Annotated in this window: 19 protein-coding genes; 11 read left to right on the top strand and 8 right to left on the bottom strand. The window is 70.8% G+C overall.

Annotation, left to right across the window (positions count from 1 at the left end; all coding sequences use genetic code 11):
- Positions 1–49 precede the first annotated feature (49 nt).
- From DKG75_RS10130 to DKG75_RS10140, 3 genes are all read right to left on the bottom strand, one after another.
- The gene (locus DKG75_RS10130) at positions 50–373 is read right to left on the bottom strand and encodes a type II toxin-antitoxin system PemK/MazF family toxin (protein ID WP_109920948.1); all 324 of its coding nucleotides are present in this window, start codon (positions 371–373) and stop codon (positions 50–52) included.
- Positions 370–594: an antitoxin MazE family protein gene (locus DKG75_RS10135; protein WP_109920949.1), complete on the bottom strand. Its 225-nt coding sequence runs from the start codon at positions 592–594 to the stop codon at positions 370–372. Before DKG75_RS10135 ends, DKG75_RS10130 begins: the two co-directional genes overlap by 4 nt.
- Positions 595–772: 178 nt before the next feature.
- Positions 773–1,792, bottom strand: a complete 1,020-nt coding sequence (locus DKG75_RS10140; protein ID WP_166646370.1) for a glycerophosphodiester phosphodiesterase family protein — start codon at positions 1,790–1,792, stop codon at positions 773–775.
- A gap of 251 nt (positions 1,793–2,043) precedes the next feature.
- Here DKG75_RS10140 and DKG75_RS10145 point away from each other — a divergent pair, with 251 nt between their 5' ends.
- The 5 genes from DKG75_RS10145 (at position 2,044) to DKG75_RS10165 (ending at position 6,094) form a co-directional block, all read left to right on the top strand.
- A complete protein-coding gene (locus DKG75_RS10145) occupies positions 2,044–3,900 on the top strand; it encodes an AMP-binding protein (protein WP_109920951.1) in 1,857 nt (618 codons plus the stop codon).
- A gap of 20 nt (positions 3,901–3,920) precedes the next feature.
- Positions 3,921–4,550: a LysE family translocator gene (locus tag DKG75_RS10150; protein ID WP_109920952.1), complete on the top strand. Its 630-nt coding sequence runs from the start codon at positions 3,921–3,923 to the stop codon at positions 4,548–4,550.
- A 28-nt stretch (positions 4,551–4,578) separates the two neighbouring features.
- Complete coding sequence (locus tag DKG75_RS10155; RefSeq protein ID WP_109920953.1) at positions 4,579–5,154, top strand: TetR/AcrR family transcriptional regulator; 576 nt, start codon at positions 4,579–4,581, stop codon at positions 5,152–5,154.
- A gap of 62 nt (positions 5,155–5,216) precedes the next feature.
- The gene (locus DKG75_RS10160) at positions 5,217–5,675 is read left to right on the top strand and encodes a PaaI family thioesterase (RefSeq protein WP_109920954.1); all 459 of its coding nucleotides are present in this window, start codon (positions 5,217–5,219) and stop codon (positions 5,673–5,675) included.
- Positions 5,672–6,094 (top strand): PaaI family thioesterase, encoded by a 423-nt coding sequence (locus tag DKG75_RS10165; protein ID WP_208111971.1) that lies wholly within the window; start codon positions 5,672–5,674, stop codon positions 6,092–6,094. The genes DKG75_RS10160 and DKG75_RS10165 overlap by 4 nt, the downstream gene beginning before the upstream one ends.
- Position 6,095: 1 nt before the next feature.
- Here DKG75_RS10165 and cysQ read toward each other — a convergent pair whose 3' ends face one another.
- Together cysQ and DKG75_RS10175 are read right to left on the bottom strand one after the other, a co-directional pair.
- Positions 6,096–6,884, bottom strand: coding sequence for a 3'(2'),5'-bisphosphate nucleotidase CysQ (gene cysQ, locus DKG75_RS10170; RefSeq protein ID WP_109920955.1), 789 nt, complete (start codon positions 6,882–6,884; stop codon positions 6,096–6,098).
- Positions 6,885–6,918: 34 nt separating this feature from the next.
- A complete protein-coding gene (locus DKG75_RS10175) occupies positions 6,919–7,122 on the bottom strand; it encodes a DUF3553 domain-containing protein (protein ID WP_109920956.1) in 204 nt (67 codons plus the stop codon).
- 141 nt (positions 7,123–7,263) lie between these two features.
- Here DKG75_RS10175 and DKG75_RS10180 point away from each other — a divergent pair, with 141 nt between their 5' ends.
- From DKG75_RS10180 to DKG75_RS10205, 6 genes are all read left to right on the top strand, one after another.
- On the top strand, positions 7,264–7,872 hold the full coding sequence (locus DKG75_RS10180; RefSeq protein ID WP_133636813.1) for a histidine phosphotransferase family protein: 609 nt from the start codon (positions 7,264–7,266) through the stop codon (positions 7,870–7,872).
- Positions 7,873–7,997: 125 nt separating this feature from the next.
- Complete coding sequence (locus tag DKG75_RS10185) at positions 7,998–10,745, top strand: hybrid sensor histidine kinase/response regulator (protein ID WP_109920958.1); 2,748 nt, start codon at positions 7,998–8,000, stop codon at positions 10,743–10,745.
- A gap of 26 nt (positions 10,746–10,771) precedes the next feature.
- On the top strand, positions 10,772–11,143 hold the full coding sequence (locus tag DKG75_RS10190) for a response regulator (RefSeq protein ID WP_109920959.1): 372 nt from the start codon (positions 10,772–10,774) through the stop codon (positions 11,141–11,143).
- Position 11,144: 1 nt separating this feature from the next.
- Positions 11,145–12,317, top strand: a complete 1,173-nt coding sequence (locus DKG75_RS10195) for a protein-glutamate methylesterase/protein-glutamine glutaminase (protein WP_243746464.1) — start codon at positions 11,145–11,147, stop codon at positions 12,315–12,317.
- Positions 12,317–13,132 (top strand): CheR family methyltransferase, encoded by an 816-nt coding sequence (locus tag DKG75_RS10200; protein ID WP_109920961.1) that lies wholly within the window; start codon positions 12,317–12,319, stop codon positions 13,130–13,132. Before DKG75_RS10195 ends, DKG75_RS10200 begins: the two co-directional genes overlap by 1 nt.
- Positions 13,133–13,203: 71 nt before the next feature.
- Positions 13,204–14,115 carry an alpha/beta fold hydrolase gene (locus DKG75_RS10205; RefSeq protein WP_109920962.1) on the top strand — a complete coding sequence of 304 codons (912 nt, stop codon included), beginning with the start codon at positions 13,204–13,206 and terminating at the stop codon, positions 14,113–14,115.
- Here the strand turns inward: DKG75_RS10205 and DKG75_RS10210 are convergent.
- The 3 genes from DKG75_RS10210 to DKG75_RS10220 are packed head-to-tail and all read right to left on the bottom strand — an operon-like array spanning position 14,112 to position 25,918.
- A complete protein-coding gene (locus DKG75_RS10210; protein ID WP_109920963.1) occupies positions 14,112–15,449 on the bottom strand; it encodes an NAD(P)/FAD-dependent oxidoreductase in 1,338 nt (445 codons plus the stop codon). The genes DKG75_RS10205 and DKG75_RS10210 overlap by 4 nt on opposite strands.
- A 9-nt stretch (positions 15,450–15,458) precedes the next feature.
- Complete coding sequence (locus DKG75_RS10215; RefSeq protein ID WP_109920964.1) at positions 15,459–18,464, bottom strand: CHAT domain-containing protein; 3,006 nt, start codon at positions 18,462–18,464, stop codon at positions 15,459–15,461.
- Complete coding sequence (locus tag DKG75_RS10220; RefSeq protein WP_109920965.1) at positions 18,461–25,918, bottom strand: beta strand repeat-containing protein; 7,458 nt, start codon at positions 25,916–25,918, stop codon at positions 18,461–18,463. Before DKG75_RS10220 ends, DKG75_RS10215 begins: the two co-directional genes overlap by 4 nt.
- Positions 25,919–25,931 lie beyond the last annotated feature (13 nt).

Below are 25,931 nucleotides of genomic sequence, written 5' to 3' on the forward strand. Positions count from 1 at the left end.
CTTTTTTAAGGGCGGAGAGGGCGACGTCAGGCGTCTGCCGGCATGCAGCTTAAGCGAAGCCCAGGAACAGGGCGAGAGCGCGATTGACGGCAACCATGGTTTCGTCGTCGAGCCTGCCGAATGGTGACGCCAGCCTGTCCCGCTTCACGGTCATGGCCTTGTCCACCATGATCTGGGACCGCTTGCGCAAGCCATTCTCCGGGCGTGGCTCCACGCTCAGACGGACCAAGGGGGCATCGACCAGGGTCCCCGACAGCAGCAACACCGTCACGGTGGCCGCGTCCATGAACTGATCGGACTGGATGACCAGGGCCGGGCGCGGCTTGCCGAAGTCTCCGGGCATGGCCACGGTCACGAGGTCTCCGCGCCTCACGCTTCGTTCTCGCCGTCCGTGTCCAGGAGGATGGCATCAAGGAAGCCCAGCATCTCCCGGTCGGCCATGTCCGCCTGGGCCACGGCCTGGGCTTGGCGGCGGCATTCCTCGGCGAAGCCGGGGCGACGGGTGTCGGGAACCCAGATCTGGATCGGGCGCAGCCCGGCGGCTCGCAAGGCAGCCCGGCGCTTCTGAACCCGTTCGGAAACTGATGTCGGCATGACCGCTTGTCATCGTCAATATTGTTACATGTAACGTAGGGCGCGAATGCCCTACCGTCAAGCACCATCACCGGAAACCGCCTTTGCCCGACGCCCCGCCGATGTTGGCGGGGCGCGGTGAACACACCAATCTCGTCGCGAACGGCTTGGGCGCATGGCGGGCGCGCTGGCGCCGGGGTCAGCCGCCGGGGCGGCGGGCGGCGACGGCGCGCACCGGTTCGTCGGTGACGATGCCGTCGATGCCGAGGGCGATGATGCGGTGATACATTTCGATGGCGGCGCGGCGCGGCTTTATCGGGTCCTCGGCATCGGCGAAGCCGCCGACGAAGAGGCGGAGGCCGGCGGTGCGGGCATCGCCGGCCAGGGTGGTGGCGGGCATGGCGCCGCCATCGGCATAGGTGCCTTGGACATCCTGGACATCGACCAGGATGGCGTCGGCGAAGCCGCGGATGGCGCGCAGCCCGTCCGGCGCCTGATAGTCGCCATAGGTGCGGCCATCGCCGGTGCGGGCCGCATCCGCCGGCCGCTCGGTCGAGCCGCCGAGGACGAAGACGCGCGGATTGCCGCCGGTGGCCCCGAGGCGGCTGAAGCTCGACGGGTCGCCGGTGCCGATCAGCACGTCGGGCGAGCCGGCCAGGCCGTATTTCTGCAGGGTGGCGAGCAGGCGGGGCTCCATCGGCCGGCCGCGGGCGGCGTGGATCTCCGAATCATGCAGGACGAGCAGAAGACCGATGGTGCGGCGGCGCTCGATCTTGCGGCGTTCGACCAGGACCAGCAGGTCTTCGAGGATCGGGGTGGGGAACATGCCGTCGAAGCCGGTGTCGCGGCCGGCGACCGGCTGGCGCGCGGTCAGGCGGGCATAGTCGCCGTAGAGCGTATAATCGACCGGATAGCCGGCCGGCGGCGGCTCGCCCTTCAGGGGGCCGGGGCGGGGCATCAGGCTGGCGATATCGGTGGTCGCGGCCAGATCGCGGGCGGTGCGGATCACCTGCACGCCGTCGAAGGTCTGGTAGACGTCGACGCGCAGCATGTCCGCGCCCTGCAGGATGGCGAGGTCGAAGGCGGCCAGCGTGCCTTCGGGGAAGGTGACGGCGCTGCCGTCGCGCGCGATCACCTGCACCCCGTCCGCCGCCCGGGCCGCCGGGCCGAGGAAGGAGCCGGCAGCAAGAAGGCCGGCAAGCATCAGACGCCGAAACATGAGCGCATCCCCCGTGGGTACAGACCAGGCAGACCTTAGCCGACCCGGCGCCCGCATTGAAGCCCGCGCTTCGCCGCTCCCCCTCCCGGCCCCGGGACGCAGCGGAATCCGGTTCATGATTTTTTGTCACTTTACGCCGGGGCGGGCGCGAATGTCGGTTGCAATAAGACAGCTTCTTTGCAGACTCGCCGGACACGCCGAAAACGCCCCTGCGCAGGGCCGGCGACAAAATAACCGGGGGAGAGCGCGCGATGCCGCCTGCATTCCGCAAAGTCAGCTATCTGTCGAACGAGTTGGATGTCGAGCGCCGGGACAACGGCGAGATCGTGCTGCGCCTGCGCCACCCGCTCGGCGACTACGACCGCAACATGATCGTGCCCTTGCGGAAATGGGCGGCGGCGGAGCCGGACACCCTGTGGCTAGCCCAGCGCGGCCCCGACCGGGCGTGGCGCAAGATCGGCTACGGCCAGGGGCTCGGCTATGTGAACGCCATCGCGGCGGCCCTGCTCGCCCGCGGCCTGGGGCCCGACGACGCGGTGATGGTGCTGTCCGGCAATTCGATCGAGCACGCCCTGGTCATGTATGGCGCGATCGCCGCGGGCGTGCCCGTGACCTCGATCAGCCAGGCCTATTCGCTGATGTCGATGGACCATGCCAAGCTGGTCTATGTCTTCGATCTGGTCCGGCCGAAGCTGATCTTCGTCCAGAACGGCCGTTTCTTCGAGGCGGCGCTGTCCAAGCTGAACCTCGACGGGGTCGAGGTCGTGCATGTGAGCGATGCGCCGGGCAGCCTGCCCTCGACCGATTTCATGGACCTGGTGAAGACCCCCGTCGGCCCCGAGGTCGATGCCGCCTTCGAGCGACTGGGCCCGGATACGGTCTGCAAATATCTCTTCACCTCGGGTTCGACCGGCATGCCCAAGGCGGTGATCAACACCCACCGCATGCTTTGCGCCAATGCCGCCATGGCCCGCTCGGTCGTTCTCGACCACGAGAAATGGCGGGCGGAGGAGGGGCCCTCGGTCGCGGTCGACTGGCTGCCGTGGAGCCATACCTTCGGCGGCAATGCCAATCTGCACGGGGCCCTGGTCGCCGGCGCCAGCCTCTATATCGACGACGGCCGGCCGCTGCCCGGCCTGTTCGACGAGACGATCGCCAACCTCCAGGAAATCTCGCCGACCACCTATATGAATGTCCCCGTCGCCTATTCCATGCTGCTGTCGGCCATGGAAAAGGACGAGGCGATGGCGAAGACTTTCTTCAAGCGCCTGAAGTTCTGCGCCTATGGCGGCGCCGCCCTCAGCCAGGACCTGTGGGAACGCTTCCAGCAACTGGCGATCCGGACCACGGGCGAGCGGGTGGTCTTCACCACCGGCTGGGGCTCGACCGAGACCGCGCCGGTCGCGACCAGCGTGTTCCGCGAGGCGGAACGGGTGGGCATGATCGGCCTGCCCCTGCCCGGGGTCGAACTGAAGCTGGTGCCGGTCGGCCATACCTACGAGGTCCGGGTGCGCGGCGCCCTGATCACCCCCGGCTACTACAAGGAACCGAAGAAGACGGCGGAAGCCTTCGATGCGGAAGGCTTCTACTGCATCGGCGACGCCGCCAAATTCCTCGACCCCGAGGATCCGGACCAGGGCCTCGTCTTCGACGGCCGCGTGGCGGAGGATTTCAAGCTCGACACCGGCACCTGGGTGCAGGCGGGCAAGCTCCGGGTCGATCTGGTCGGCGCCGCCGCCCCGGTGATCCAGGATGCGGTGATCTGCGGCCACGACCGCAAATATGTCGCAGCCCTGGCCTGGCCGAACTGGGTCGGCCTGCCCAAGGTGGTGACCGACGAGGCGGCGCTCGGCTCGCTCGACACCATGTTGAACGCCAACCAGCTGGTCGAACACGTGCGGGAACGGGTGCGCGCCCACAACCGGGCCAATCCCGGCTCCTCCACCGCGATCAAGCGCGTGCTGTTCATGGCCGAGCCGGCCAGCCTCGACGGCGGCGAAATCACCGATAAAGGGTATATCAACCAGAAAGCGGCCTTGACCCGGCGGGCCCATCTCGTCGAAAAGCTGTATGCCGATCCGCCGGGGAACGACGTGATCGTGATCTGAGGTGCTGCGTCCGGGGTCAAATGGATATCGAATTGTTCGTCCGCGCGCTTATCGTCGGCTATGTCGTTGCGGCGCCGGTCGGGCCGGTCAATCTCGTTTGCATTCACCGGACGCTGCACATCGGCCGGATCAGCGGCTTCATGGCCGGGGTCGGCGGCGCTGTCGCCGACGGCCTGTTTGCGGTAGTGGCGGCCTTCGGCCTGACCGCCGTTTCCCAATGGGTGGTCGATCACGAGGGCTGGATGTATCTGGTCGGCGGGCTGTTCATGGCCATCCTCGGGGTGAAGACATTCTTCACCACGCCGAAGGACCGCGACCTGAAGGCGGACGAAGGCTCGGTGCCCCAGGCCATGGTCGGCACTTTCCTTTTGACCATCACCAACCCGGTCACCATCCTCGGCTTCGCCACCGCCTTTGCCGCGGCCGGCCTCACCGGCGACGGCACCCTGGGGCAGGCGACCTTCAATGTGGTCGGCGTCTTCGCCGGGTCCGTGCTGTGGTGGCTGACGCTCGCCTTCCTGGTCGGCCTGCTGCGCGGCAAGCTGGAGGCCCGGGGCCTGCGCTTGATCAACCAGATCTCGGGCGCGGCGATCGCCGCCTGCGGCCTCTGGGCCCTGATCAATGTCCTGGAGCATCCGCCCCTGATCTGAGGCGGCGGCCGCGCATCGGGAGGGTAAGATGGCGGCAGCGAAACATCGCGAGGAAATCATCCGTGCCGCCTCGCGGCTGCTGCGCAAGCGCGGCTATGCCGCCACCGGCCTGAACGACATCCTGGCCGAAAGCGGCGCGCCCAAGGGCTCGCTCTACCATTATTTTCCCGAAGGCAAGGAACAACTGGCGGAAGAGGCGATCCGCCAGTCCGGCGCCGTGGTCACGGCGACGCTGGAACATTTGCGGGCGCGCCACGGCGGCAAGGCGGCGGCGGTGCTGGTCGAATACGGCCGCCTGCTGGCGGGCTGGATGGCGGATTCGGGCTTCCGCGACGGCTGCCCGCTGGCCACCACCATCCTCGAGACCGTGCCCGACTCGCCGCGCCTGACCCAGGCGGCTCGGGCAGCACTGGCCGATTGGGCCCGGGTCTTCGCCGACATGCTGGCGGCCGAAGGCTGGCCGCCCGACCGGGCGGGGAGCCTGGGCGGCGTCGCCATCGCCGCCATCGAGGGCAGCCTGATCCAATGCCGGGTCAGCGGCGATCCCCGTCCCATCGTCGATGCCGCCGCCGCGGTCGCCGCCCTGATGGCCGCCGGGCCTTGACGTTTTTCCGGCTTCTGAATTATATAGACTGGTCTAAATAAATAAATCGCGGGGTGAGCGCCATGACCGATACTCTTCCGCCGCTCGAACAGGGGCCCGGCGACGATCCGCCGCCCGATTATCGGCTGCATACGCGGGAAAGCCCGGTGACCGCGCCCTGGGCGCCGATCTACACCCGGGCGGTGGCGGGGGCGCCCAGCCTGGCCCTGCGCGTTCGCGCCGCCCATGCCAATGGCCGGGGCCTGTTGCACGGCGGCGTGCTGTCCACCCTGGCGGACAATGCCATGGGGCTGGCCGTGGCGGCGGCGGAGCGCGGCTTGACCGGGCTGGTGACGGTCAGCCTGTCGCTCGATTTCATCGGTGCCGTCCGCCTCGGCCAATGGCTGGAAGTGGTGCCGGTGCTGGTCCGCGCCACCCGCGGCCTCGCCTTCACCGAGGCGCGGGCGACCGCCGACGGCGAGGCCTGCGCCAGGGCGAGCGCGGTATTCCGCGTGCTGCGCGAGGCGGGGGGCACGCCATGACCGCCGATCACGAAACCCTGGCCGGGCGCCTGCAGGCGATTTCCGACCTTGCCGGCTTCAATCGATGGCTGGATCTGCGGATCGCGGCGGCAGCGCCCGGCACGGTCGAGCTGCATCTGTCCTGGCGGCCCGAATTCGGCCAATACAGCGGCTTCCTGCATGCCGCCCTGGTCGGCGGCCTGATCGAGGCGGCCTGCGGCTTCGCGGCGGCGGGCCAGGCGGGGAATGTCCTCGTCTCGCAATTCGCGGTGCGCTGCTTCCGGCCGGCGGTGGCCGCGACCTTCGTCGCCCGCGGCCGGGTGGAACGGCTGGGGCGGCAGCAGATCTTCGCCGCCGCGACCCTGGGCGCCCTGGGCGAGGACCCGGAGCGCCTGTTCGCGGCGGGGGAGGCGGTGCTGGTGCCGGTGGCGCCCGGCTGATTCAGCCGCCGCGGACGAGGAATTTCGGGTTGCGGAACTCGGGCTTGCCGTAGGACAGGGCGGCGCCTTCGAGGGTGGTGACAGTGCCGCCGGCCGACAGGACCACGGCATGGCCCGCCGCCGTATCCCATTCCATGGTCGGGCCGAGGCGGGGATAGAAATCCGCCTGCCCCTCGGCGACGAGGCAGAATTTGAGAGAGGAACCGGCCGGCGTCATCTGCGCCACCGGATATTCGGCCAGGAAATCGTCGGTCGCCTTGTCGCGGTGGCTGCGGCTGGCGACCACGGTCAGGCCGCCCGGCGGCACCGGGCGCACCTTGATCGACTGGGGCGGCAGGCCCTGCTTCTGCACCTTGGCCGTGCCGGTGCCATGGCCGGTATGGGTCCAGCCCTTGGCCGGGGTATGGACCACGCCGAGGACCGGAATGCCTTCCTCGATCAGGGCGATGTTGACGGTGAATTCGCCGTTCCGCTTGATGAATTCCTTGGTCCCGTCCAGGGGATCGACCAGCCAGAAGGCCGGCCAGGCGGCGGGATTGCCCGGGGGCAATTGGCCGGCGGCGGCCAGTTCCTCGGCGACGATCGGGATATCGGGGGTCAGTTGCTTCAGGCCCGCGACGATGATCGCCTCGGCGGCGACATCCGCCTCGGTGACCGGGTCGTTTTCGCCCTTGGACTTCACGGCGAAATCGCTCCCGTAGATCTTCATGATGGCGGCGCCGGCTTCGACGGCGAGATCGGCGAGGGCGACGATCAGTTCGGCGCGGGCGGCGGCTTCGAGGCGGGGCATGGCAATCCGGTCGGGAGACGTACAGAACCGGGACTTAATAGCGGCTCGCAGCTTCGGCGTCGACAAGATCGAGGTCGATCACGGCGGCATTGATCACCCGCTTGCCCGCATGCTCGAAATTCACCGTCACCCGCGCCCCGACCACGCTTTGCACCTGGCCGAGGCCCCAGTCGGGCTCTCCCGGGTGGCGGACCAGGGCGCCCGGGGTGAGCAGGCTCGCGGCGGTGTGACGAGTCATGGTTAACTTTCCCGTTTCAGGCTCTGGCGCCCGGGCGGAGGGTGGTTTAGGCTGCGCCCGGCCAATTTACGCCAGTTTGGCGCCATCCGCACCTGGTCCCAACGCTTATCCCCTTGCTCCTTCGCTCCCGTGTCCCTGCCGATGACCGATCCGCTTACCCTCGCCGGCCTGCTGTGTTCCCGCCTGTGCCATGATCTGGTCGGTCCGGTCGGCGCGGTCGTCAACGGCGTCGAACTGCTCGCCGATGCCGACGAGGACGACGACGAATTGCGCGACCAGTCGATCGCCCTGATCGGCGAAAGTGCCGCCGAGCTTTCGGCCCGCCTTCGGTTCTTCCGCCTCGCCTTCGGGGCCGTGCATGACGACGGCGCGATCACGGTCGACGAACTGGCCGGCCTGGTCGCGCCGGTGATGCAGGGCCGGCGCATCGCCCTGGCGATCGAGGGGGGGCGCGACGGCGTGCCGCGGGCCCGGGCCCGGCTGGCCGCCCTGATGGCCCTGGCCGCGGCCGACTGCCTGCCCCGCGGCGGCCGGATGGTGCTGGTCTTCGAGGGCGACCTGCCCCGGATCCGGGTCAGCGGCGACCGCTTCGCCCTGCCGGCCAGCCATGCCGCCGCCCTGGCGGATGCGGGCGCCGAGCCCGAGGCCCGCACCGCGCCGCTGGCCCTGGTCCTGCATCTGGCGGCGCCCCTCGGCCGCAGGCTGGTCGCGGCGGCGGACGAGGCCGGGGTCGACTTTCGTCTGGTTTGAAGGCGCCGGCGACCGGCCCGTCATTCATCGAATTTTTACGACCCCGGGCCGACCATAGCGGCAACTGATCGCTATCAGCCCGCATCCCCGTTGGCGCCGGATGCGGCACATGCCGAGGCTGCCCCGTGGACGACCTGCTCCAAGAATTCCTGACCGAGACGGCGGAAAACCTCGACGTGGTCGACGTCGAGATCGTGAAGCTGGAACAGGACCCCAACAACCGCGAGGTCCTGTCCAATATTTTCCGCCTCGTCCATACCATCAAGGGCACCTGCGGCTTTCTCGGCCTGCCCCGGCTGGAGGCGATCGCCCATGCCGCGGAAAACGTGCTGGGCAAGTTCCGCACCGGCGAGATGACGGTGACCGGCGATGCGGTCAGCCTGATTCTCGAATCCCTCGACGGCATCAAGGCGATTCTCGCCGTCCTCGAATCGACGGAACAGGAACCGCCGGGGACCGACGCCGCCCTGATCGCCCGCCTGGACGATCTGGCGGAAGGGCGCCAGGCGGCGAAGCCCGTCCCGGCCGCCGCTCCTGTTCCCGCCCCCATCGCCGTCCCTGTTCCTGCCCCTGTCGCCGCCCCGGCCCCCGCGCCCGAGGCCCTGGGCACCCTGGAGCGCGCCTTGAAGCCGGGCGAAGTGTCGCTCGACGAACTCGAAGCCGCCTTCCGCATGGCCCCGGGGCCCGACGCGATCGCCGCCGGCGCCGAGCCGATCCTGAGCGAGGACGAGGCGGCCGCCACCGCCGTCGTCCCGCGTGAGGCCGCGGCCGTGCCGGCCGTCCCGGCGGAACAGGCCGATCATGCCGAGGTTCGCGCCGAAGGGCCGATCGGCAACCAGACCCTGCGCGTCTCGGTCGACCTGCTCGAGAACCTGATGACCATGGTCTCGGAACTGGTGCTGACCCGGAACCAGTTGCTGCAGATGGTGCGGCGCATGGGCGATACGGAATTTTCCGGCCCCTTGCAGCGCCTGTCGCTGTGCACCAGCGAGTTGCAGGAAAGCGTGATGAAGACGCGGATGCAGCCGATCGGCAATGCCTGGTCGAAGCTGCCGCGCATCGTCCGCGACCTGTCGCACGAACTGAAGAAGAAGATCGATCTCCAGATGCATGGCGCCGAGACCGAACTCGACCGCCAGGTGCTGGAACTGATCAAGGACCCCCTGACCCACATGGTCCGCAATTCCGCCGACCATGGCCTGGAGACGCCCGAGGCCCGCCGCGCCGCCGGCAAATCCGAGACCGGCCGCATCATCCTGAACGCCTATCACGAGGGCGGCCACATCATCATCCAGATCGCGGATGACGGCAAAGGCCTGGACATCGCCCGCATCAAGGCCAAGGTCGCGGCCAACGGCCTGGCCAGCGAGGCCGATCTCGCCGCCATGTCGGACGCCCAGGTCGGGCGCTTCATCTTCCATCCCGGCCTGTCGACGGCGGAAAAGGTCACCAGCGTCTCCGGCCGCGGCGTCGGCATGGACGTGGTGAAGACCAATATCGAGAAGATCGGCGGCACCATCGACCTGAAGACTGCGCCCGGCAAGGGCACGACCTTCCAGATCAAGATCCCGCTCACCCTGGCCATCGTCTCGGCCCTGATCGTCGAATGCGGCGGCGAGCGTTTCGCCGTGCCGCAGATCGGCGTGGTCGAACTGGTGCGCGCGACCCCGGATTCCGAACACCGGATCGAGGAAATCAACCGCACGCCGGTGGTGCGCCTGCGCAACCGCCTGCTGCCGCTGATCTTCCTGGCCGAGACCCTGAACCTGGTGCCGCCCGGCACGCCCCGGCCCGAGGAAGCCTTCATCATCGTCGCCCAGGTCGGCCAGCAGACCTTCGGCATCGCCGTCGACCGGGTGTTCGACACCGAGGAAATCGTGGTGAAGCCGGTCGCCAGCATCCTGCGCGAGAATGCCCTGTTCTCCGGCAATACCATTCTGGGCGACGGCAGCGTGATCATGATCCTGGACCCCAACGGCCTCGCCCTGCAGACCGGCGAGGCGCTGCGCGAGAACCAGGATGCGGCCGCCGATACCGGCGCTGCTTCTGGCGCCGGCGATGCCACCACCTCGCTGCTGGTCTTCCGCGCGGGCGGCACCGAACTGAAGGCGGTGCCCCTGGCGCTGGTCGCCCGCCTCGAAGAGGTCGAGGTGAAGCGGATCGAAATGTCCAACGGCCGGCCGGTGGTACAATATCGCGGCCGCCTGATGCCGATCATCTGCGCCGATGCCGACCACCGGCTGAGGACCGAGGGCGGCCAGCCGGTCGTCGTCTTCGCCGACGGCGAGCGCGCCATGGGCCTTGCGGTCGACGAGATCATCGACATCGTCGAGGACCGCCTCGACGTCGAACTGAAGTCGGGCCGGCCGGGCCTGATCGGCTCGGCGGTGGTGGCGGGGCAGGCGACCGGGATCCTCGATGTCGCCCATTACCTGACCCTTGCCTATGACGACTGGTTCCGCCGCTCCGCCCAGGAGGTGGTGCAGGGGCCGCGTCACCATTCGGTCCTGCTCGTCGACGACAGCCCCTTCTTCCGCAACATGATCCAGCCCGTGCTGTCGGTCGCCGGCTATCGCGTGACGGCGGTCGAGGATGCCCAGCAGGCGCTGAAGCTGCGCGAACAGGGCGAGAGCTTCGACCTGATCGTCTCCGATATCGAGATGCCCGGCCTCGACGGTTTCGAATTCACCGAAACCATCCGCCGCGAGGGCCGCTGGCGCGATACCCCGGTGATCGCCCTGTCGTCGCGCACCGGCACCGCCGATTTCGAGCGCGGCCGCCAGGTCGGCTTCACCGATTACGTTGCCAAGGGCGACCGCGAAGGGCTGCTCGAAGCCCTGCGCCAAACCCTGGAAAGCCGCCACGCGGCCTGACACAACAGAAGTCCGGAACAGGAACCATGGTCCATAAGTCCTGCTTGGTCGTTGACGACTCCCGCGTGATCCGCAAGGTGGCACGCCGCATGCTGGAAGAAATCGGCTTCGCCGTCGACGAGGCCGGCGACGGCAAGGAGGCGCTCGACCGCTGCGCCCAGGCGATGCCCCAGTTCATCCTGCTCGACTGGAACATGCCGGTGATGAACGGCCTCGAATTCCTCAAGGCGCTGCGCCAGCGCCCGGGCGGCGAGGCACCGGTGGTCGTGTTCTGCACCACCGAGAACGATATCGAGCATATCCAGGCCGCCCTCGAAGCCGGGGCCAGCGAATACATCATGAAGCCCTTCGACCGCGAGATCCTGGAGGCCAAGCTCGCTTCGGTCGGCGTGCTCTGAAATGGAGACTCCGAGAGCAACAGGCGGGCCGGACGGCGGCCCGATCCGGGTGATGGTGGTGGATGATTCCGCCGTGATCCGGGGCCTCGTCTCGCGCTGGCTCGATGCCGAGCCGGACCTGAAGGTGGTCTCGACCGCGCCCAACGGCGCCCAGGCCCTTCGCCTCGTCGCCAAGGCCGAGCCGGAGGTGATCATCCTCGATGTCGAGATGCCGGAGATGGACGGCATCACCGCCCTGCCGGAATTGCTGAAACTGGTGCGCGGCGTGCGCGTGCTAATGTCCTCGACGCTGACCCAGAGCGGGGCGGAGATCAGCATGAAGGCGCTGACGCTCGGCGCCGCCGACTATCTGACCAAGCCGAGTTCGACGCGCGAGGCCAATGCGGTCGAAGCCTTCCGCCAGGAACTGGTCGCCAAGGCCCGGGCCCTGGGCGAGGCGGCGCGGCGGCGCAGCAGCTTTCTGCGCAGCACGCCGGCGGCTGCAAGTTCCGCCCCGGCCGCGGCCGCGGCGGCACCCTTGCGCAAGCCTTCCAGCCTTTACGGCGGGGCGGCGGTCACCACGCGGCCGGCCGGCGCGCTGCGCCCGCAGGTGCTGGCCATCGGCAGTTCGACCGGCGGGCCCCAGGCCCTGTCCACCTTGCTCGGGCCGATCGCGGCGCGTCTCGACGTGCCGATCCTGATCACCCAGCACATGCCGGCGACCTTCACCGCCATCCTGGCCGAACATATCGCCAAGGCGACCGGGGTTGCCGCGGCCGAGGCCAAGGACGGCGAGACCATCCAGTCCCGGCGCATCTATGTCGCACCGGGCAATCATCACATGATCGTGGAACGCCAGGGGACCAGCCGGATCCTGCGCCTGACCAGCGACCCGCCGGAGAATTTCTGCCGGCCGGCCGTCGATCCCATGCTGCGCTCCGTCGCCGGGGTCTACGGCGGCTCGACCCTGGTCGTGATCCTGACCGGCATGGGACAGGACGGGTTGCAGGGCAGCCGGGCGGTGACCGAGGTCGGCGGCACCGTCCTTGCCCAGGACGAGGCGAGCAGCGTCGTCTGGGGCATGCCGGGGGCCGTGGCCACGGCCGGGCTGTGCACCTCGGTGCTGCCGCTCGGCGAATTGGGGACCGCGATCGAACGGCTGGTCAAGGGACCGGCCATGGCGGGAGTGCGTTGATGAATCCGCTCGATTTTCAGTTTCTGTCCGATCTCCTCAAGGCGAAGTCGGGCCTGGTGCTGACGGGCGACAAGGGTTACCTGGTCGAGTCCCGTCTGTTGCCGATCGCGCGGAAGCGCGGGCTGAACACCCTCGAGGGCCTGGTCGCCGGACTCCGCCGCAAGGACGAGGCCCTGATCCGCGACGTGGTCGAAGCGATGACCACGAACGAGAGTTTCTTCTTCCGCGACAATACGCCTTTCGACACCTTCAAGGCCCATGTCATGCCGCATCTCCTGTCGGCGCGGGCGGACAGCAAGCGGATCCGCATCTGGTCCGCCGCCGCCTCGACCGGGCAGGAGCCCTATTCGCTGGCCATGCTGCTGTCCGAGCAGAAGGCGGCGCTCGCCGGCTGGCGGGTGGAGATTCTCGGCACCGATATTTCGGCCGACGTGCTGACCCGGGCCCGGGCCGGCCTCTATACCCAGTTCGAGGTACAGCGCGGCCTGCCGATCCAGCTGCTGGTCAAATACTTCAAGAAGGAAGGCGACCAGTGGCGCATCGCGCCCGAGATCCGCAGCATGGTGCAGTATCGCGAGTATAATCTTCTCGACAGTTTTGCCGGGCTCGGCAAATTCGACGTCGTCTATTGCCGCAACGTGCTGATCTATTTCGACCAGCCGACCAAGGCCAAGGTGCTGGACCGGATCGCCGACATCATGACCGACGACGGCATGCTGTTCCTCGGCGCCGCCGAAACCGTGCTCGGCCTGTCCACCCGCTTCCGCCCGGTGAAGGACCGCCGCGGCCTTTACGAAGTGGTGCCGGGCCGGTAATACCCCCCGGACGGGCGGGGTTGCCACCCGCCCGTCCGCCCGTCAAACTGCCCGAAAAGGGGAGGGTGTCGATGGCGGGCGGTTGCATCGAGTCTCGGGTGGTGTCCATTCCGGTCGGGGAACTGAGCTTCACCGCCCTGGAAACCCCGCCGGCGGGCGGCGGCAGCGGCCCGATCGCCCTGTGCCTGCACGGCTTTCCCGACAATCACCATTCCTTCGACGATCTCGCCCCGGTGTTGGCCGCGGCCGGGTTCCATGTCGTCGCGCCGCTGCTGCCGGGCTATGAACCCTCGTCGCAGCCGGCGGACGGGGATTATTCGGCGGCCGCTGTCGCCGATCACCTGGGCGCCCTGGTGCGCGAACTGGCGAAACAGGGGCCGGTGCATCTGATCGGCCACGACTGGGGCGCGGTCATCGGCCATATCGTCGCCGCCGACCGGCCGGAAGGGCTGGCAAGCTGGACCGCCATCGCCATTCCGCCGACCGGGCGGCTGATGGCGGTCGCCGCCGGCGCGCCCTGGCTGATGCTGCCCTTCTGGTATATCGGCGTCTTCCAGGCCCGCGGCCTGGCCGACTGGCTGGTCTCCCGCGCGGATTGGAAATTCATCGATCTCCTGTGGCGGCGCTGGTCGCCGGGCTGGACCCCGCCGGCGGGCGTCCTCGACAGCGTGAAGCGGACCCTGGCCGCCCCGGGGGTGAAAAAGGCGGCGCTGGCCTATTACCGGGCCCTGGTGCCGATCGGCACCCGGCGCTACCGCGAGGGGCTGAGCCGGGCCTCGCGCCGGATCAAGGTCCCGAGCCTCGTCCTCGCCGGCACGACGGACGGCTGCTTCAAGCTGGACGCTTTCCGCCGGGCGATCCGGGACGAGGATTACCCCGCCGGCGTTACCCTTCGGGTGATCGAGGGTGCCGGCCATTTCCTGCACCGGGAAAAGCCGGATCAGGTGAACGCCCTGATCCTGGATCATTTGCGGAAGGCTTAACGCCCGAGCCGGTCGCGCAGGCCGAAGCCGGCATAGGCCGCCCGCAGATAGGATTGGCGCAGGGCCGGGAAGGGAAAGTGCGGCAGGGGCTGGCGGATCGGCGCCGGCAGGGCCACCGTTTCGCCCGCCAGCGCCCGGCCGAGCAGTGCCCCGCCATAGGATCCCATGGCGACACCGTTGCCGTGGAAGGCCAGCAGGTAGTGCACGCTGCCGTCCTCGACCGTGCCCCGGTGGGGCAGCAGGTCATAGGCGAGGTCGGTCAGCCCGCGCCAGAAATGGGTGATCGCCGCCCCGGCGAAATGCGGGAACATGCGGGCGAGATCGGCCTGCAACCGCGCCCGCATCGCCGGTTCGGCGGTGGGCGCGGCCGAGACGCCGCCGCGCGCCCCGAACATCAGCCGCCCGTCGGGCAGCAGGCGGAAATAATGCAGCAGGTGGCGGGTATCGGCGCACATGGTCAGGCTGTCGAACCCCTGCGCCGCCCGTTCCGCCGCGCTCAGCGGCCGGGTGACGACGATGTTGGACAGGACCGGCAGCAGGCGCCCGGCCAGGCCGGGGTGCAGGTCGTCGCGGGTGAAGCCGGCGGTCGCGACCACGACCCGGTCGGCCAGCACGCTGCCCCCCGGGGTCAGCAGGCGATGCCGCCGGCCTTCCCGGGTCCAGGCGATGACCGGGCTGTGGCCGTGCAGGGCGATGCCCCGGGCCTGCACCGCCCGGGCCAGGCCGCGCAGGTATTTCAACGGGTGCAGCGGAAAGCCGTGGGGCACCCAGAGGCCGGCCTCGGCCTCCGCCGTCGAAAGGCCGCGGGCGGCGAGATCGGCCTTGGATAGCAGGGTGCATTCGGTCGCGAAGACTCGGCGATAGAGGTCGCGCTCCGCCTTCAGGTCGGCGATGGCGCGGGGGTGGTGGGACAGCACCGCCTCCCCCGCCGGGCCCGTCTCGGCCTCGATGCCGTGGCGGGCCAGCAGGTCGCGGACATGGCCGATGGCGTCGACCTGGAGGCGGAAGAAGCGCTGCGCCTCGGCCAGGCCGAAGCGGGCGATGATGCGTTCCCAGGATAGTTTCGCCGAGCCGAGGCAGCAGAAGCCGCCGTTCCGCCCCGAGGCACCCCAGCCGATCGGGCCGGCTTCGAGCACCAGGGGGGCGACGCCGCCCTCGGCCAGGGCGAGTGCGGCATTGAGGCCGGTGAAACCGCCGCCGATGATGGCGACATCGGCCCGGGCCGGCGCCAGCAGCGGGGGTGCTGCCACCGGATCCCCGGCGGAGGCTTCCCACCAGCTGGCGACCGTCTGGTCGTAGGCGTGGATCGAGGGATCATGCAGGAAGGGCTTCATCCCTTGATGTTAGCGCGCCGCCACCCCCGTGCCATCGCCGATGGTGCTGAACCCGGCCCAGAACAGGGGATGCGACCATTCGACCGGCGTCGTGCCCGGCCCCCGGCCGTCGATCAGGCCGAGCTGGGCGTCGCGCAGCGCCCCGGCGCCGCCCACGCCCTGGCCGCCGAAGATCGCGGTCATCAGGGCGGCGGTCGAGGCGTCGGGCACCGGCCAGTGGGAGGCGATCAGGCGCCGCGCCCCGGCATAGAAGAAGGCGCGGGTCAGGCCGGACAGGGCTTCGCCGCCGCTCTTGCCGTCGGTGCCGCCGGTGTTGCAGGCGGACAGGACGACGAGATCGGCATCCAGCTTCAGGTTCAGGATGTCGCTGAGCTTGAGCAGCGCGCTGTCCGCCCCCGCCGCCGGCCCTGGCGAGACCAGGAGGGCGGGTTCGGCGAAGCAGCGGATCTCGCTCGCCAGCACCGCATGGGTGGCGAAATAGACGATCCGGTAGTCCGACAGGGGCCGGCCGGTCACCGCCGTCTTGGTGAAGGCATCGCCGAGCACCAGGGCATCCGGCCCGGCGCCGAGCTGGGCCGCGACCCGTTCCAGCTCGACCGCAGTGCCGGGCAGGGGGCCGAGGGCGCCCAGCACCTTGCGATCGCGCACGCAATTGGCCGGCAGCGACGAGAACAGGGCATTCATGTCACGCGGCGGCTGGTAGTCGCCGAAACCGACCAGGGCCTGGGTTCCGCCCGAGGCCGTGCCCACCCGCCGCAGGTCGGCGAAGGCCCGCACCGAGGGGACCTGGGCCAGGGCGTAGTGGCGCACCAGCCAGTCGACCTCGCGGTAGCTGCCGCCCCGCGCCTCGCCCGGGCCGGCGACGAGGATGCCGAAGGGAATGCTGGCCAGCGCGCCGTTGGCGCTGGTGACGAGGCTGGTCACGCCGTCGAGATCGCCCGCGACCGGATCGAACAGGGTGCGGTACAGGCCGCGCGATTGTTCGACCGGGAAGCGGGGCAGGCCGCTCCGCGTCGGGGTGACGCCCTTGCGCAGCGCGATCACGACATCGCCGATCGCCTGGTCGCCGGCGTCGATGCGCCAGATGCGCAGGCGGTCGGCGCGGACCAGGAAGCCGTAGGTCGCGGTTTCGGCGCTGGCGAAGGCGACCACCGCCTCGCCCGGCTTCAGCAGGGCTTGCAGTTCGGACGCGCCGACCGGGGTCGCCAGCAATTGGCGATAGCCGGAGGAGGCGGCCTGCAAGGTCTCGTCCAGGCGCCGGCCCTCGGCCTCGGTCTCGATCAGGCGGCTGCGCAGGCCGTCGATCGCCTTGGTGTCGCGCACCTCGGCGGGCACGGCCAGGGCCCGGTTCAGGGCCGCGACCAGGGCATAGCGCTTGCGGTCGTTCTCCTGCTGGGCGCGGATGACGCCGCCGACCTGCTGGTCGCCGGCGGCCAGGCGCGCCGTCGCCAGGCTGACCGTGCGGCTGGTGACGCCCGAGCGCATGAGCTGCATGGCCTCGAACATCTCGACCTCGAGACGGCCGGCCTCGCCCGGGGTCGCGGCCGCGGCGGCGCTGGCGACATCGAGGAAGCCGATCAATTCGCGCGGGCGGATTTCCGCATTGCGCGCCTTCAAGGTCGCCAGGCCCTGGCGGTAGGTGGCGATGGCGGCATCGCTGCGCCCGGTCGCATGCTGGTAGCGGCCGAGCGCAAGGCGGGCCAGCCCCTCGGGCACGGAATCCGGCAGCGTATTGGCCCAGATGGTGACCGCATCGCCCTGCAGGGCGGCAGCGCTGCGGCTGTCGCCCCCGGCGGCGGCGACGGTCGCCCGGGTTTCCAGGAACTGCGGCAGCCACCAGGGCGGCGCGGCGCGGCTGGCCCGGGTGATGGCGATCGCCTCGTCGGCCTTCTGCGCCGCCTCGTCCAGCCGGTTCAGGCGCAGCAGCAGGGCGGCCTCGGTATGCAGGCTCTGGGCCAGGTCGATGCCGATCACCGTGCCCGAAGCGCCGCCATAGGAAATGAGATCGCCGCCGCCCGCGAAACCGGTGAAGCCGTTGCCGACTTCGTTGCCGTTGCGCGCGGCGAACTCGCGGCGGAGCGCCGTCGCCTTGGCGGCGAAGCCGAGGGCATCGTCGAGCCGGTTCTGGTTGGCGGCATCGATCGCGCGATAGGACAGGAGGCGCGGCAGGTCGCTGGGGTTGATGCTGGCGGCGGCCAGGCGCTGGGCCTCGTCGAACAGGGGCGCGGCTTCGTCGTAGCGGCCCTGGTTGGACAGTTCGAGGGCGACATGCATCAAGGGATCGGCGCTGCTCGGATCGTCGCTGCCGATGGCCTCGGCCTGGACCAGCAGGGCCTTGCGGTAATTCTCTTCCGAGGCGGCGAAATCCTGCACCGTGTCCTGATATTGCGCGGTGGCGAGCGCGGTGTAATAGGCATCGAGCGCGCCCGCCCCGGCCAGCGGCCGGCCGGTGGCGGCGCGGACGAAGGCGATGGCGCGGGATTCGGCCGTCTCGGCGCCCAGCGTGCCGCGGCCGAGCGCGGCCAGCACGGCCCGCTCCACCACCGGCAGGGCGGCGGGGATGCCGTCGGCGAGGAAGATCCTGCCCTCCGCCGCCAGGGCCAGCGCGACCATGGGGAAGCCGCCGTTCAGCAGCCGGCACTGCATGACCGCACCGTCCAGCCCGCCGGCGAAAGCGGTCGCGGCAGGGGCGTCGCAGCGCATGCGGCTGTCGAGCTCGGCGCGCCAGGGGCCGGCGGCCAGCGCCGCCGCCGGGCTGTCGCCGGTTTGGGGTTGGGTGGCCCCGCGTTCGGCGATCCGGGCCGAGGGCTGCTGCCAGCTGCCGCAGTGGACCGTGGTCTGCCGCTCGCCGCCGGCGCCCAGGGTGGCGGGGCCGGCGGTGACCGTGCAGGCCTCGCCGACCAGATTGGTGCCGGCCTCGCGCGGGGTGCCGGTCTCGCCCCCGGTGACGGCGCAGGCGCCGAGTGCGAGGGCCAGGGCGAGCAGGGGCAGGCGGAAAGCGTACCGGGCGCTCATCGGCCGTTCTCCTCGGTCGCGGCGGGGAAGCTGAGGTCGAGGCGCCACAGGGCGTCCTTGCCGGTGTTGGAGAAGACGAAGCGGGACGCATCGCCGAGCGGATCGTCGATCCGGGCGACGATCAGGTCCGGGATCTCGATCAAGGGCGGGGCCAGGGGCACGATCGCCGGCAGGCTGATCTGGGTCGCGCCCTCCAGTTCCTGGATGCCGCAGAAGGTCGCCATGACGCAGTCGTTGAACAGATAGGCCCGGTTGACCGACGAGCGGGTGATGTGGCGGGCGGCCGGCGGCCCGGTGAACGTGCCGAGCGTGCCGGCCATCGACGCGCTGCCGCCCTCGCCGAAGACCGAGAGCCCGCTGAAGGCGACATGCAGCGCCTCGATCATGCCGTTGCCGGTGCGCAGGGTCACGAATTGGCCGGTGGCCGTGCCGTTCATGATGAGGTCGCCGCCGGCGGCGAGGGTGGGACTGGTTATGGGGGTGAAGACGCCGGTGTTGATGGTGACGGCCGGCGCGGTCAGGCGCAGGGCGCCGTTGGTGGTGAAGGCGCCGCCGTTGGTGCGATATTCGGTGCCGGCGAGAATGATCAGGGGCGCGGTATAGGTCTGCGGCCCGAAGGTGATCACCGACAGCGGATCGATCATCGTGCCGGCCTGAAGGTTCAGGGCCGCCAGCGGCGTATCGAGGCCGATGGCGCCGGGGATGATCAGATTGTTGCCGGCGATCAGCGTGGCCGAGCCGAAATAGACGCCCTCGTCGGTGACGCCGTCGATGGCGCCGGTGACGTTGAGATCGGTCGCGGCCTGGAAGACGACGGCGCCGGTGAAGATCACCGGGCCGTCCAGCGTGACCGCGCCGCCCGAACTGCGGTAGCTGCCCTCGGCGAAGGACAGGCCCGCCGCCGAGCGATAGAGCAGGGTGCCGCTGGTCAGGGCGTCGGCAAAGACTTCGATCGTGCCGGCGGCGCTGGCGTTCAGGCTGGCAAGGCCGGCCGCGCCGAGGAAGGCGATGCCGCCGCCCGCGCTCACGGTCAGGCCGACCGGGCTCGAAGCGCTCGCGCTGCCGATCGCGCCGGCGAAGCCGACGCCGCCGCCGGCGGTGACGGCGGTATTCGCCGCGAGGCTGAGCGGCCCGTCCAGGATGATGTTGCCGCCGGCATTATAGGCGGGGCCGGTGAATTGGATGCTGCCGGCATTGACGGACAGGCCGCCGGCGATGGCCGTTTGGCCCAGGCTCGCCGTGGTCGCGGCCTCGACCGTCAGGTCGCCGAGCCCGGTGATTGGCCCGTTGGCGGCGACGAAACCGGTCTCCGCCGTCAGGCCGAGGGCGGGCGACCCGCTTTCCGCCCCGATCGGCCCGGTGACGGTGACATTGCGCCGGCCGGTGATCGTGGCATCGCCCAGCAGCGCCAGGGCCCCGGTCGCCAGCACGTCGTTGCCGGCGACGAGGGCGCCGCCGGTCAGTTGGATGGTCGTGCCCGTCAAGGCCAGGTCGCCGCGCGAGGTGACGGCGCCGACGGCCAGCGTCGCGCTGGCGCTGAGCGTGACCGCGCCGGCCTCGACGGCGCCGTTCACCGCGAGGTCGCCGCCCGCGGCACTTGCCCGCAGGGTGCCGCCGCCCGATGCCTCGGTCACCGGGCCGGACAATTGGATCGCGGTCGCGGCGGTCAGCACGACATCGCCGGCAAGGCTCAGCGGGCCGTCGATGTCGAGGGCGCCGGCGCTGCTGGCATAGGTGCCGCCAAGGGCGAGGCCGGTGCCCGAAGTCAGCGACAGGGCCCCGGTGGTGCGCGCCCCGAGCAGGGTGACGGGGCCGCCCGCCGAAAGGTCGAGGGCGGCAAGGGCATTGGTGCCGCCGATCGGGCCGCCGGCGGTCAGGCCGCCGCCGGCCTGTGCGGTCAGCCTGGCGGTGCTGCCCGCGGCCGCATCGATCGTGCTCGAGAAGGCGATGCCGCCGCCCGCGTCGATCACGGTGGTGCCGGCCAGCAGGGTCGGGCCGGTGACGGTGACGGCGCCGCCGGCCACGAGGGCCTGGCTGACGGCGGGGGTGTTGGGGCCGCCCGGAGCGGTGCCGCCGGCCAGTTCGACGGCAGCACCGCCGAGGGCGATATCGCCGGTCACCCGCACGCTGTTCAGCACCGCGCGGCCGGCGGCATCGACCGTCAGGCTGCCCAGCGCCTGGGTCGCGCCGATCGCCCCGCCCAGGCGGACGTCGCCGCCGGTCGAGACCAGGGCGACGGCGGCGTCGAGCGGCGCCGAGCCCAGGCGGTCGATGGTGCCGCTGACGGTCAGGGCCTGCCCCGCGGTCACCGCGGCGGCCCCGCCGAAGGCGAGATTGCCGGTGGCGGCAAAGGTGGTGCCGGCCTGATAGACGGCGCCGGTCAGGGTGATCGCGGGCGCGGTCAGGGCGATCGCACCGGTGGCGCGGAGGTCGGCGGCGACGATCGCACTCGCCCCTTGCAGGGTGATCGAGGCGGGGGCGCCGCTGCCGCCCACCGGTCCGGTCAGGCGGATCTCGCCCGCCTGGGCGGTCATGGCCAGGGCAAGCCCGGTGGTGGCCATGTCGATCCGGCCGAAGCGGATGTTCTGGCCGGCCGTGAAGGTCGTGCTCGCGGTCAGCGTGGCCTGGCCGACATTGAGGCCGGTGATGCTGCCCGCGGTCGCGCGATAGGTGCCGCCGGCGAAACTGCCGGTCGCCGCGGCATAGGACTGGTCGCCGCTGGTGACGACGCCGTTCAGGGCGAGGCCGGCGCCGGCGGTCAGGGTGACGCTGTCGAGGGCGGTACCCGGGCTGCCGATGGCGCCCGCCACCGCGATAGTGCCGGTCGGGCCGCCGCCGCCCGCCAGCGCGGTCAGGCTGGCGGTCGCGGCGCCGGCGGCCCGCTCGATGCCGGCGGAGAAGGTAATGCCGCCGGTGGCATCGATCGCCACCGCATTGGCGATCAGGCCGGTGCCGGTAACGCCGACCGTGCCGCCCGCCCGATAGGTGGTGCCGGTCAGGGTGACGGTCGGCGCGGCCAGGGTCTGGTTGCCGGTGGTGACGACACTGCCGAGCGAGAGGGCGGTCGCCGCATTGGCGGTCAGGAAGGCCAGGGCCCCGGTCCCGCCGGCGGCGCCGGTCACGGTCACGGCGCCGGCGGTCGAGGTCAGGGTCAGGCCGTTGGCCGGGCTGCCCTGGCTGTCGATCGTGCCGGTCACGGTCAGGGCCCCGGCGGCGGTGACGGTGGCGCCGGCCAGCAGGCCGAGCGCGCCCGTCGCGCTGAAGCCGGTGCCGGCGCCATAGGCGGTGCCGGTCAGGCTGATGGCAGGGGCGGTCAGGTCGATCGTGCCGGTCGAGGTCAGGTTGGCCGCGGTCAGGGTGGTCGCCGCCGTCGCGGTCAGGGCGGTCGGGGCGGAAAGGGCGCCCACCGCGCCGCCGAACAGGATGCTGCCGGTCCGGGCCCGGACGTTCAGCGTGCCGCCGGTCGAGGACATGTCGAGCGCGCCGAAGCCGGCATTGCCCGCGGCATCGAACAGGGTGCCGGCGGTCAGCGTCCCCTGGGTCACGCCGGCGGCATCGATCGAGCCCGCGGACGAGACATAGGTGGTGCCGTTGAAAAGCGCGGCAAGGGTGCTGTAGGTCTGGTTGCCGGAGGTGCGGACATTGTTCACCGAAATGCTGCTGCCCGCGGTCAGGCTGACCGCATCGAGCACGGAGGCGGCGGTGCCCGCCTCGCCGCCGATGAAGATCGTCCCGCCCGAGCCGCCGCCGGCATTGACGGTGAGGCCGGCGGCCGCCGCCCCCGCCGCCCGGGTGACGGTAGCGGACAGGGAGGTGCTGCCGCCGGTGGTGATGCCGACCGCCGCATTCAGCAGGGTTGCCCCGGTGACCTGGAAGTCGCCGCCGGCGCCATAGGCCGTGCCGTTCAGGGTGACGGCGGGCGCGGTATAGGCCTGCGCGCCGGTGGTGGCGACATTGCCGAGCGCGATCGCGACCGCCGCATCGGCGGTGACGAAGGCCGGGGCCGAGCCGCCGCCGATCGCCCCGGTCACGGCGATGCCGGCCGCGGTCGAGCGAAGCGTGAGGCCGGTGCCCGCCGGGGCGCCGCTGTCGAGGTCGACCGTGCCGGTGATCGTCAGGTCCTGGCCGGCGGTGATGGCGGCATTGGCGGCCAGGGCGACGGCGCCGGTCGCGGCGAAGCCGGTCGCCGCCGTATAGGTGGTGCCGGCCAGGCGGACGGTGGCGCCGGTCAGCGCCACCGGCCCGGCCGAGAAGAGATTGGCGACATTGAGCGTTGCCGCCGCCTGGAGCCGCAGGTCCACGGGCGCCGTGGTGGCGCCCAGCGGGCCGGCGACGGTGACGTTGCCGGTCCGCGCGATCACTTCCAGCGTGCCGCCGGCCGCATTCATGTTCAAGGTGGCGAAGCCGGCGCTGCCGTTCGCATCGAACAGGGCCCCGCCCATGACGGTGCCCTGCACGGTGCCGCCCGCATCGATGCTGCCCGCGCTCGAGACATAGCGGGTGCCGGCGAAACTGCCGGCCGGGGCGCTGTAGCTCTGATTGCCCGAGGTCCAGGCACTGTGGACGGTGAAGCTGCTGCCGCCGGTGACGCTGAGCGCATCGAGGGGGGCCGCCGCGCTGGCGACCGTATCGCCGATGAAGACCGTGCCGGTCGAAGTGCCGGCGCCCGCGCTGGCGGTCAGGCTGGCGGTGGCGGCACCGGACGCCCGGGCCACCGTGCCCGAGAAACGGATGTTGCCGGCGGTGGTGACGGCCGCCGCATTGGCGACCAGGGCCGCGCCTTCCAGGTCGAAACCGCCGCCCGCCTGATAGGTGGTCCCGGTCAGGATGACCGTCGGCGCGACATAGGATTGGTCCAGGGTGGTGGCGACATCGGCGACCGAAATCCCGGTCGTGGCGAAGGCGGTCAGGCTTTCCAGGATGAACAGGGCGCCGGTCGCCCCCGTCACCGTCACCGATCCCGTCTCGGAGGTGAGGAAGATCTGGGGCTGAATCGGGCTGGGGCTGCCTTCGGTGCCGTCAAGCGTGCCGGCGATCAGAATGTCGCCGCCGGCCATCAGGCCCAGCGAATTCTCCGCCCCGACGGCGCCGGTCAGGCGCAGGGCGCCGCCGCTCGATTGCAGGTCGGCGCCGAGGAAGATGTTCGGCGCCGTCGCGGTCAGGTCGCCGTCCAGGGTGAGGCCGCCGGGCAGGCGGATCTCATTGTCCGCCTCGAGGGTGATATTGGCGGTCGAGGTGACGGCCAGCGACGTGTCGACGGCGATCGAGCCGCCGCCGTTGGCGTCCACGATCAGGTCCTGGGCGAGATTGAGCGTGGCCCCGGCGAAGGCGCCGTCGAAGGTGATCCCGGCGGTGCCGCCCGTGCCGGCGGCGGCGAAGGTCGAGACCCCGGCGCCGGTGCGCAGCGTGATCGAGGCGAAGCCGGCCAGCTGCTCCAGGTCCCGGTTGTCGATCCCGCTGTTCAGCGTATCGACCGTCTCGCGCTGGGTATAGGCGAGGTCGGTATCGGCGAAGGCCGGCACGAAGGTCGCCGTCGCGCCCGCGGTGGGCGCGAAGGTGTTGGCGGCGAAGGTGAAGGCCTGGGCGCCGCTGCCCTGAAGGGTCAGGGACCGGCCGACGTTGATGGTGGTGTCGATGTCGGAGAAAATGCCGCCGAGACCGCCCCTGAGACTGACGTCCTGCCCGGTCAGCGTCACCGTCGGGACGAAGCCGCTGGTCCCGGCGACGAAGGGATCGAACACGATGCCGATCGGCGGCACCGCCACGGAGACGGGGGGCGCGCCGCAGCTGGAAGAGGTCAGGCAGCCCCGCAGGTCGATGGTCTGGGCCGACAGGCTGCCCAGGGTGAAGGTGATGCGCTCGCCCGCATTGGCGCGCAGGGTGAAATCCCCGGTCGCGGCCAGCGTGCCCGACCAGGTGATGGCGCCGACCGCATTGAGGGTCAGGGTGGCGGAACCGTCGCCGCCGATCGCGAAGGCGGCCGGCGTCGCGCTATAGGAAATGGTGCCCGAGCCGGTGAGGCCGTCGCCGGCCGAGCCCGTGTTGATGGTGACGTCGGTCCCGGTCTGCAGGACGGCGATGATCGAATCGATATTGATCAGGGACGACGACGTGCCCGGGTTGAAGGGGTTCGAGGGCAGCACGGTGCCGGCATCGACGATGCCGACATCCGCCGGATCGATCAGCCATTCGCCGCCCTGGCCGAGCGGGGCGGAAGCATCGATCAGCGCGGCGCCGAGGCTGAGCACGCCCTTGCTGGAGGTTTCGATCAGGCCGCCGTTGCCGCCGGCGGCACCGCCGCGGGCAAAGGCATTGCCGGCGAATTCGGTCGCGCGGTCGGACCAGACGATGATCGTGCCGCCGTGGCCCGAGCCGGTCGCCGAGGCGTCGATCGTGCTGCCGGCCGCAACCACCGTGGTCGCGGCCCGGGGCGTCGCGCCCTGGCCCTTCAGGCCGCCGCCGATGCGGGCCGTGCCGCCGCCTTCGGTGCCCGAAACGTCGATGGTCGCGCCGCTCTCGATGCGGACCTGGGCGCCCGTGACTTCGACCGTGCCGCCGGTTGTGCCGCCAGTCGTGCCGGAGCCGTCGATCAGGCCGGAGACGCTGGCCGTGCCCTCGCCGCCGGAGAGGACGATCACGCCGTTGTCGACGCCGACCGAGCGGGCCGTAATCACCCCGGTCATGTCGATCGCCTTGTCGACCACCGAGGCCGCCTGGCCGGCGGTGAGCAGGACGGTGCCGCCGTCGGCGGCGATGGTGCCGCTGTTGGCGACCTGGGGCGCGCCGCCCGCGCGGGCGACCGGCTGGCCGGTGTCGAAGGAGATCAGGCCGTCGCCGGCAAGGTCGACGGTGAAGGTCTCGGCGCTGCCGAGCGCGACGGTGCCGAGGCGGGCGGCGATCGTGCCGTTGTTGGCCACGGTCGGGCCCACCAGGGCGGCAAGGCCGTGGTCGGCCACGGTGATGGTGCCGTCGTTGATCACGCCGGCGCCGGCGATGCCGCCCGGCCGGTCGAACAGGCCGCCGCCGGCCATGAAGGCGCCGTCGTCGATATCGCTGGTGGTCGCGACCAGGCCGCCGACGTCGACGGTGGCGCCGGCCCCGACCAGGATGCCGCTGCGGTTGATCAGGAAGACGTTGCCGTTCGCGGTCAGCGTGCCGAGGATGGCCGACGGATTGTCGCCGGTGACCCGGTTCAAGGCCACGGAGCCGCTGCCCGGTTGCAGGAAGCGGGTGGTCTCACCCTCGCCGATCGAGAAGTCGCGCCATTCGATCACCGCGCGGTCGGTGGTCTGCTCGACGGTCACCGTGCCCGGGGCGGTGCTGATGGTGGCGCCGCCCTGGGTGACGGTGCCCCCGGTCGGATTGGCAAGGGCGCCGGTGGCGGCGACGAGGCCGAGGGCGGTGGTGGCCAGCAGCGCGGCGTGGCGCGTGGACGGCAGGAAGATACCGGTCATGTTCCGTCTCCGC

Source organism: Zavarzinia compransoris (assembly GCF_003173055.1).
GTDB classification, from domain to species: Bacteria; Pseudomonadota; Alphaproteobacteria; order Zavarziniales; family Zavarziniaceae; genus Zavarzinia; species Zavarzinia compransoris.

What these genes read in the sequence shown, in the direction of transcription:
- DKG75_RS10145 (WP_109920951.1), top strand. Translation starts at nt 2,044, where the DNA reads ATGCCGCCTGCATTCCGCAAAGTCAGCTATCTGTCGAACGAGTTGGAT.
- DKG75_RS10215 (WP_109920964.1), bottom strand. Translation starts at nt 18,464, where the DNA reads ATGAGCGCCCGGTACGCTTTCCGCCTGCCCCTGCTCGCCCTGGCCCTC.
- DKG75_RS10160 (WP_109920954.1), top strand. Translation starts at nt 5,217, where the DNA reads ATGACCGATACTCTTCCGCCGCTCGAACAGGGGCCCGGCGACGATCCG.
- DKG75_RS10135 (WP_109920949.1), bottom strand. Translation starts at nt 594, where the DNA reads ATGCCGACATCAGTTTCCGAACGGGTTCAGAAGCGCCGGGCTGCCTTG.
- DKG75_RS10155 (WP_109920953.1), top strand. Translation starts at nt 4,579, where the DNA reads ATGGCGGCAGCGAAACATCGCGAGGAAATCATCCGTGCCGCCTCGCGG.
- DKG75_RS10205 (WP_109920962.1), top strand. Translation starts at nt 13,204, where the DNA reads ATGGCGGGCGGTTGCATCGAGTCTCGGGTGGTGTCCATTCCGGTCGGG.
- DKG75_RS10180 (WP_133636813.1), top strand. Translation starts at nt 7,264, where the DNA reads ATGACCGATCCGCTTACCCTCGCCGGCCTGCTGTGTTCCCGCCTGTGC.
- DKG75_RS10175 (WP_109920956.1), bottom strand. Translation starts at nt 7,122, where the DNA reads ATGACTCGTCACACCGCCGCGAGCCTGCTCACCCCGGGCGCCCTGGTC.
- DKG75_RS10200 (WP_109920961.1), top strand. Translation starts at nt 12,317, where the DNA reads ATGAATCCGCTCGATTTTCAGTTTCTGTCCGATCTCCTCAAGGCGAAG.
- cysQ (WP_109920955.1), bottom strand. Translation starts at nt 6,884, where the DNA reads ATGCCCCGCCTCGAAGCCGCCGCCCGCGCCGAACTGATCGTCGCCCTC.
- DKG75_RS10195 (WP_243746464.1), top strand. Translation starts at nt 11,145, where the DNA reads ATGGAGACTCCGAGAGCAACAGGCGGGCCGGACGGCGGCCCGATCCGG.
- DKG75_RS10150 (WP_109920952.1), top strand. Translation starts at nt 3,921, where the DNA reads ATGGATATCGAATTGTTCGTCCGCGCGCTTATCGTCGGCTATGTCGTT.
- DKG75_RS10165 (WP_208111971.1), top strand. Translation starts at nt 5,672, where the DNA reads ATGACCGCCGATCACGAAACCCTGGCCGGGCGCCTGCAGGCGATTTCC.
- DKG75_RS10140 (WP_166646370.1), bottom strand. Translation starts at nt 1,792, where the DNA reads ATGTTTCGGCGTCTGATGCTTGCCGGCCTTCTTGCTGCCGGCTCCTTC.
- DKG75_RS10190 (WP_109920959.1), top strand. Translation starts at nt 10,772, where the DNA reads ATGGTCCATAAGTCCTGCTTGGTCGTTGACGACTCCCGCGTGATCCGC.
- DKG75_RS10210 (WP_109920963.1), bottom strand. Translation starts at nt 15,449, where the DNA reads ATGAAGCCCTTCCTGCATGATCCCTCGATCCACGCCTACGACCAGACG.
- DKG75_RS10220 (WP_109920965.1), bottom strand. Translation starts at nt 25,918, where the DNA reads ATGACCGGTATCTTCCTGCCGTCCACGCGCCACGCCGCGCTGCTGGCC.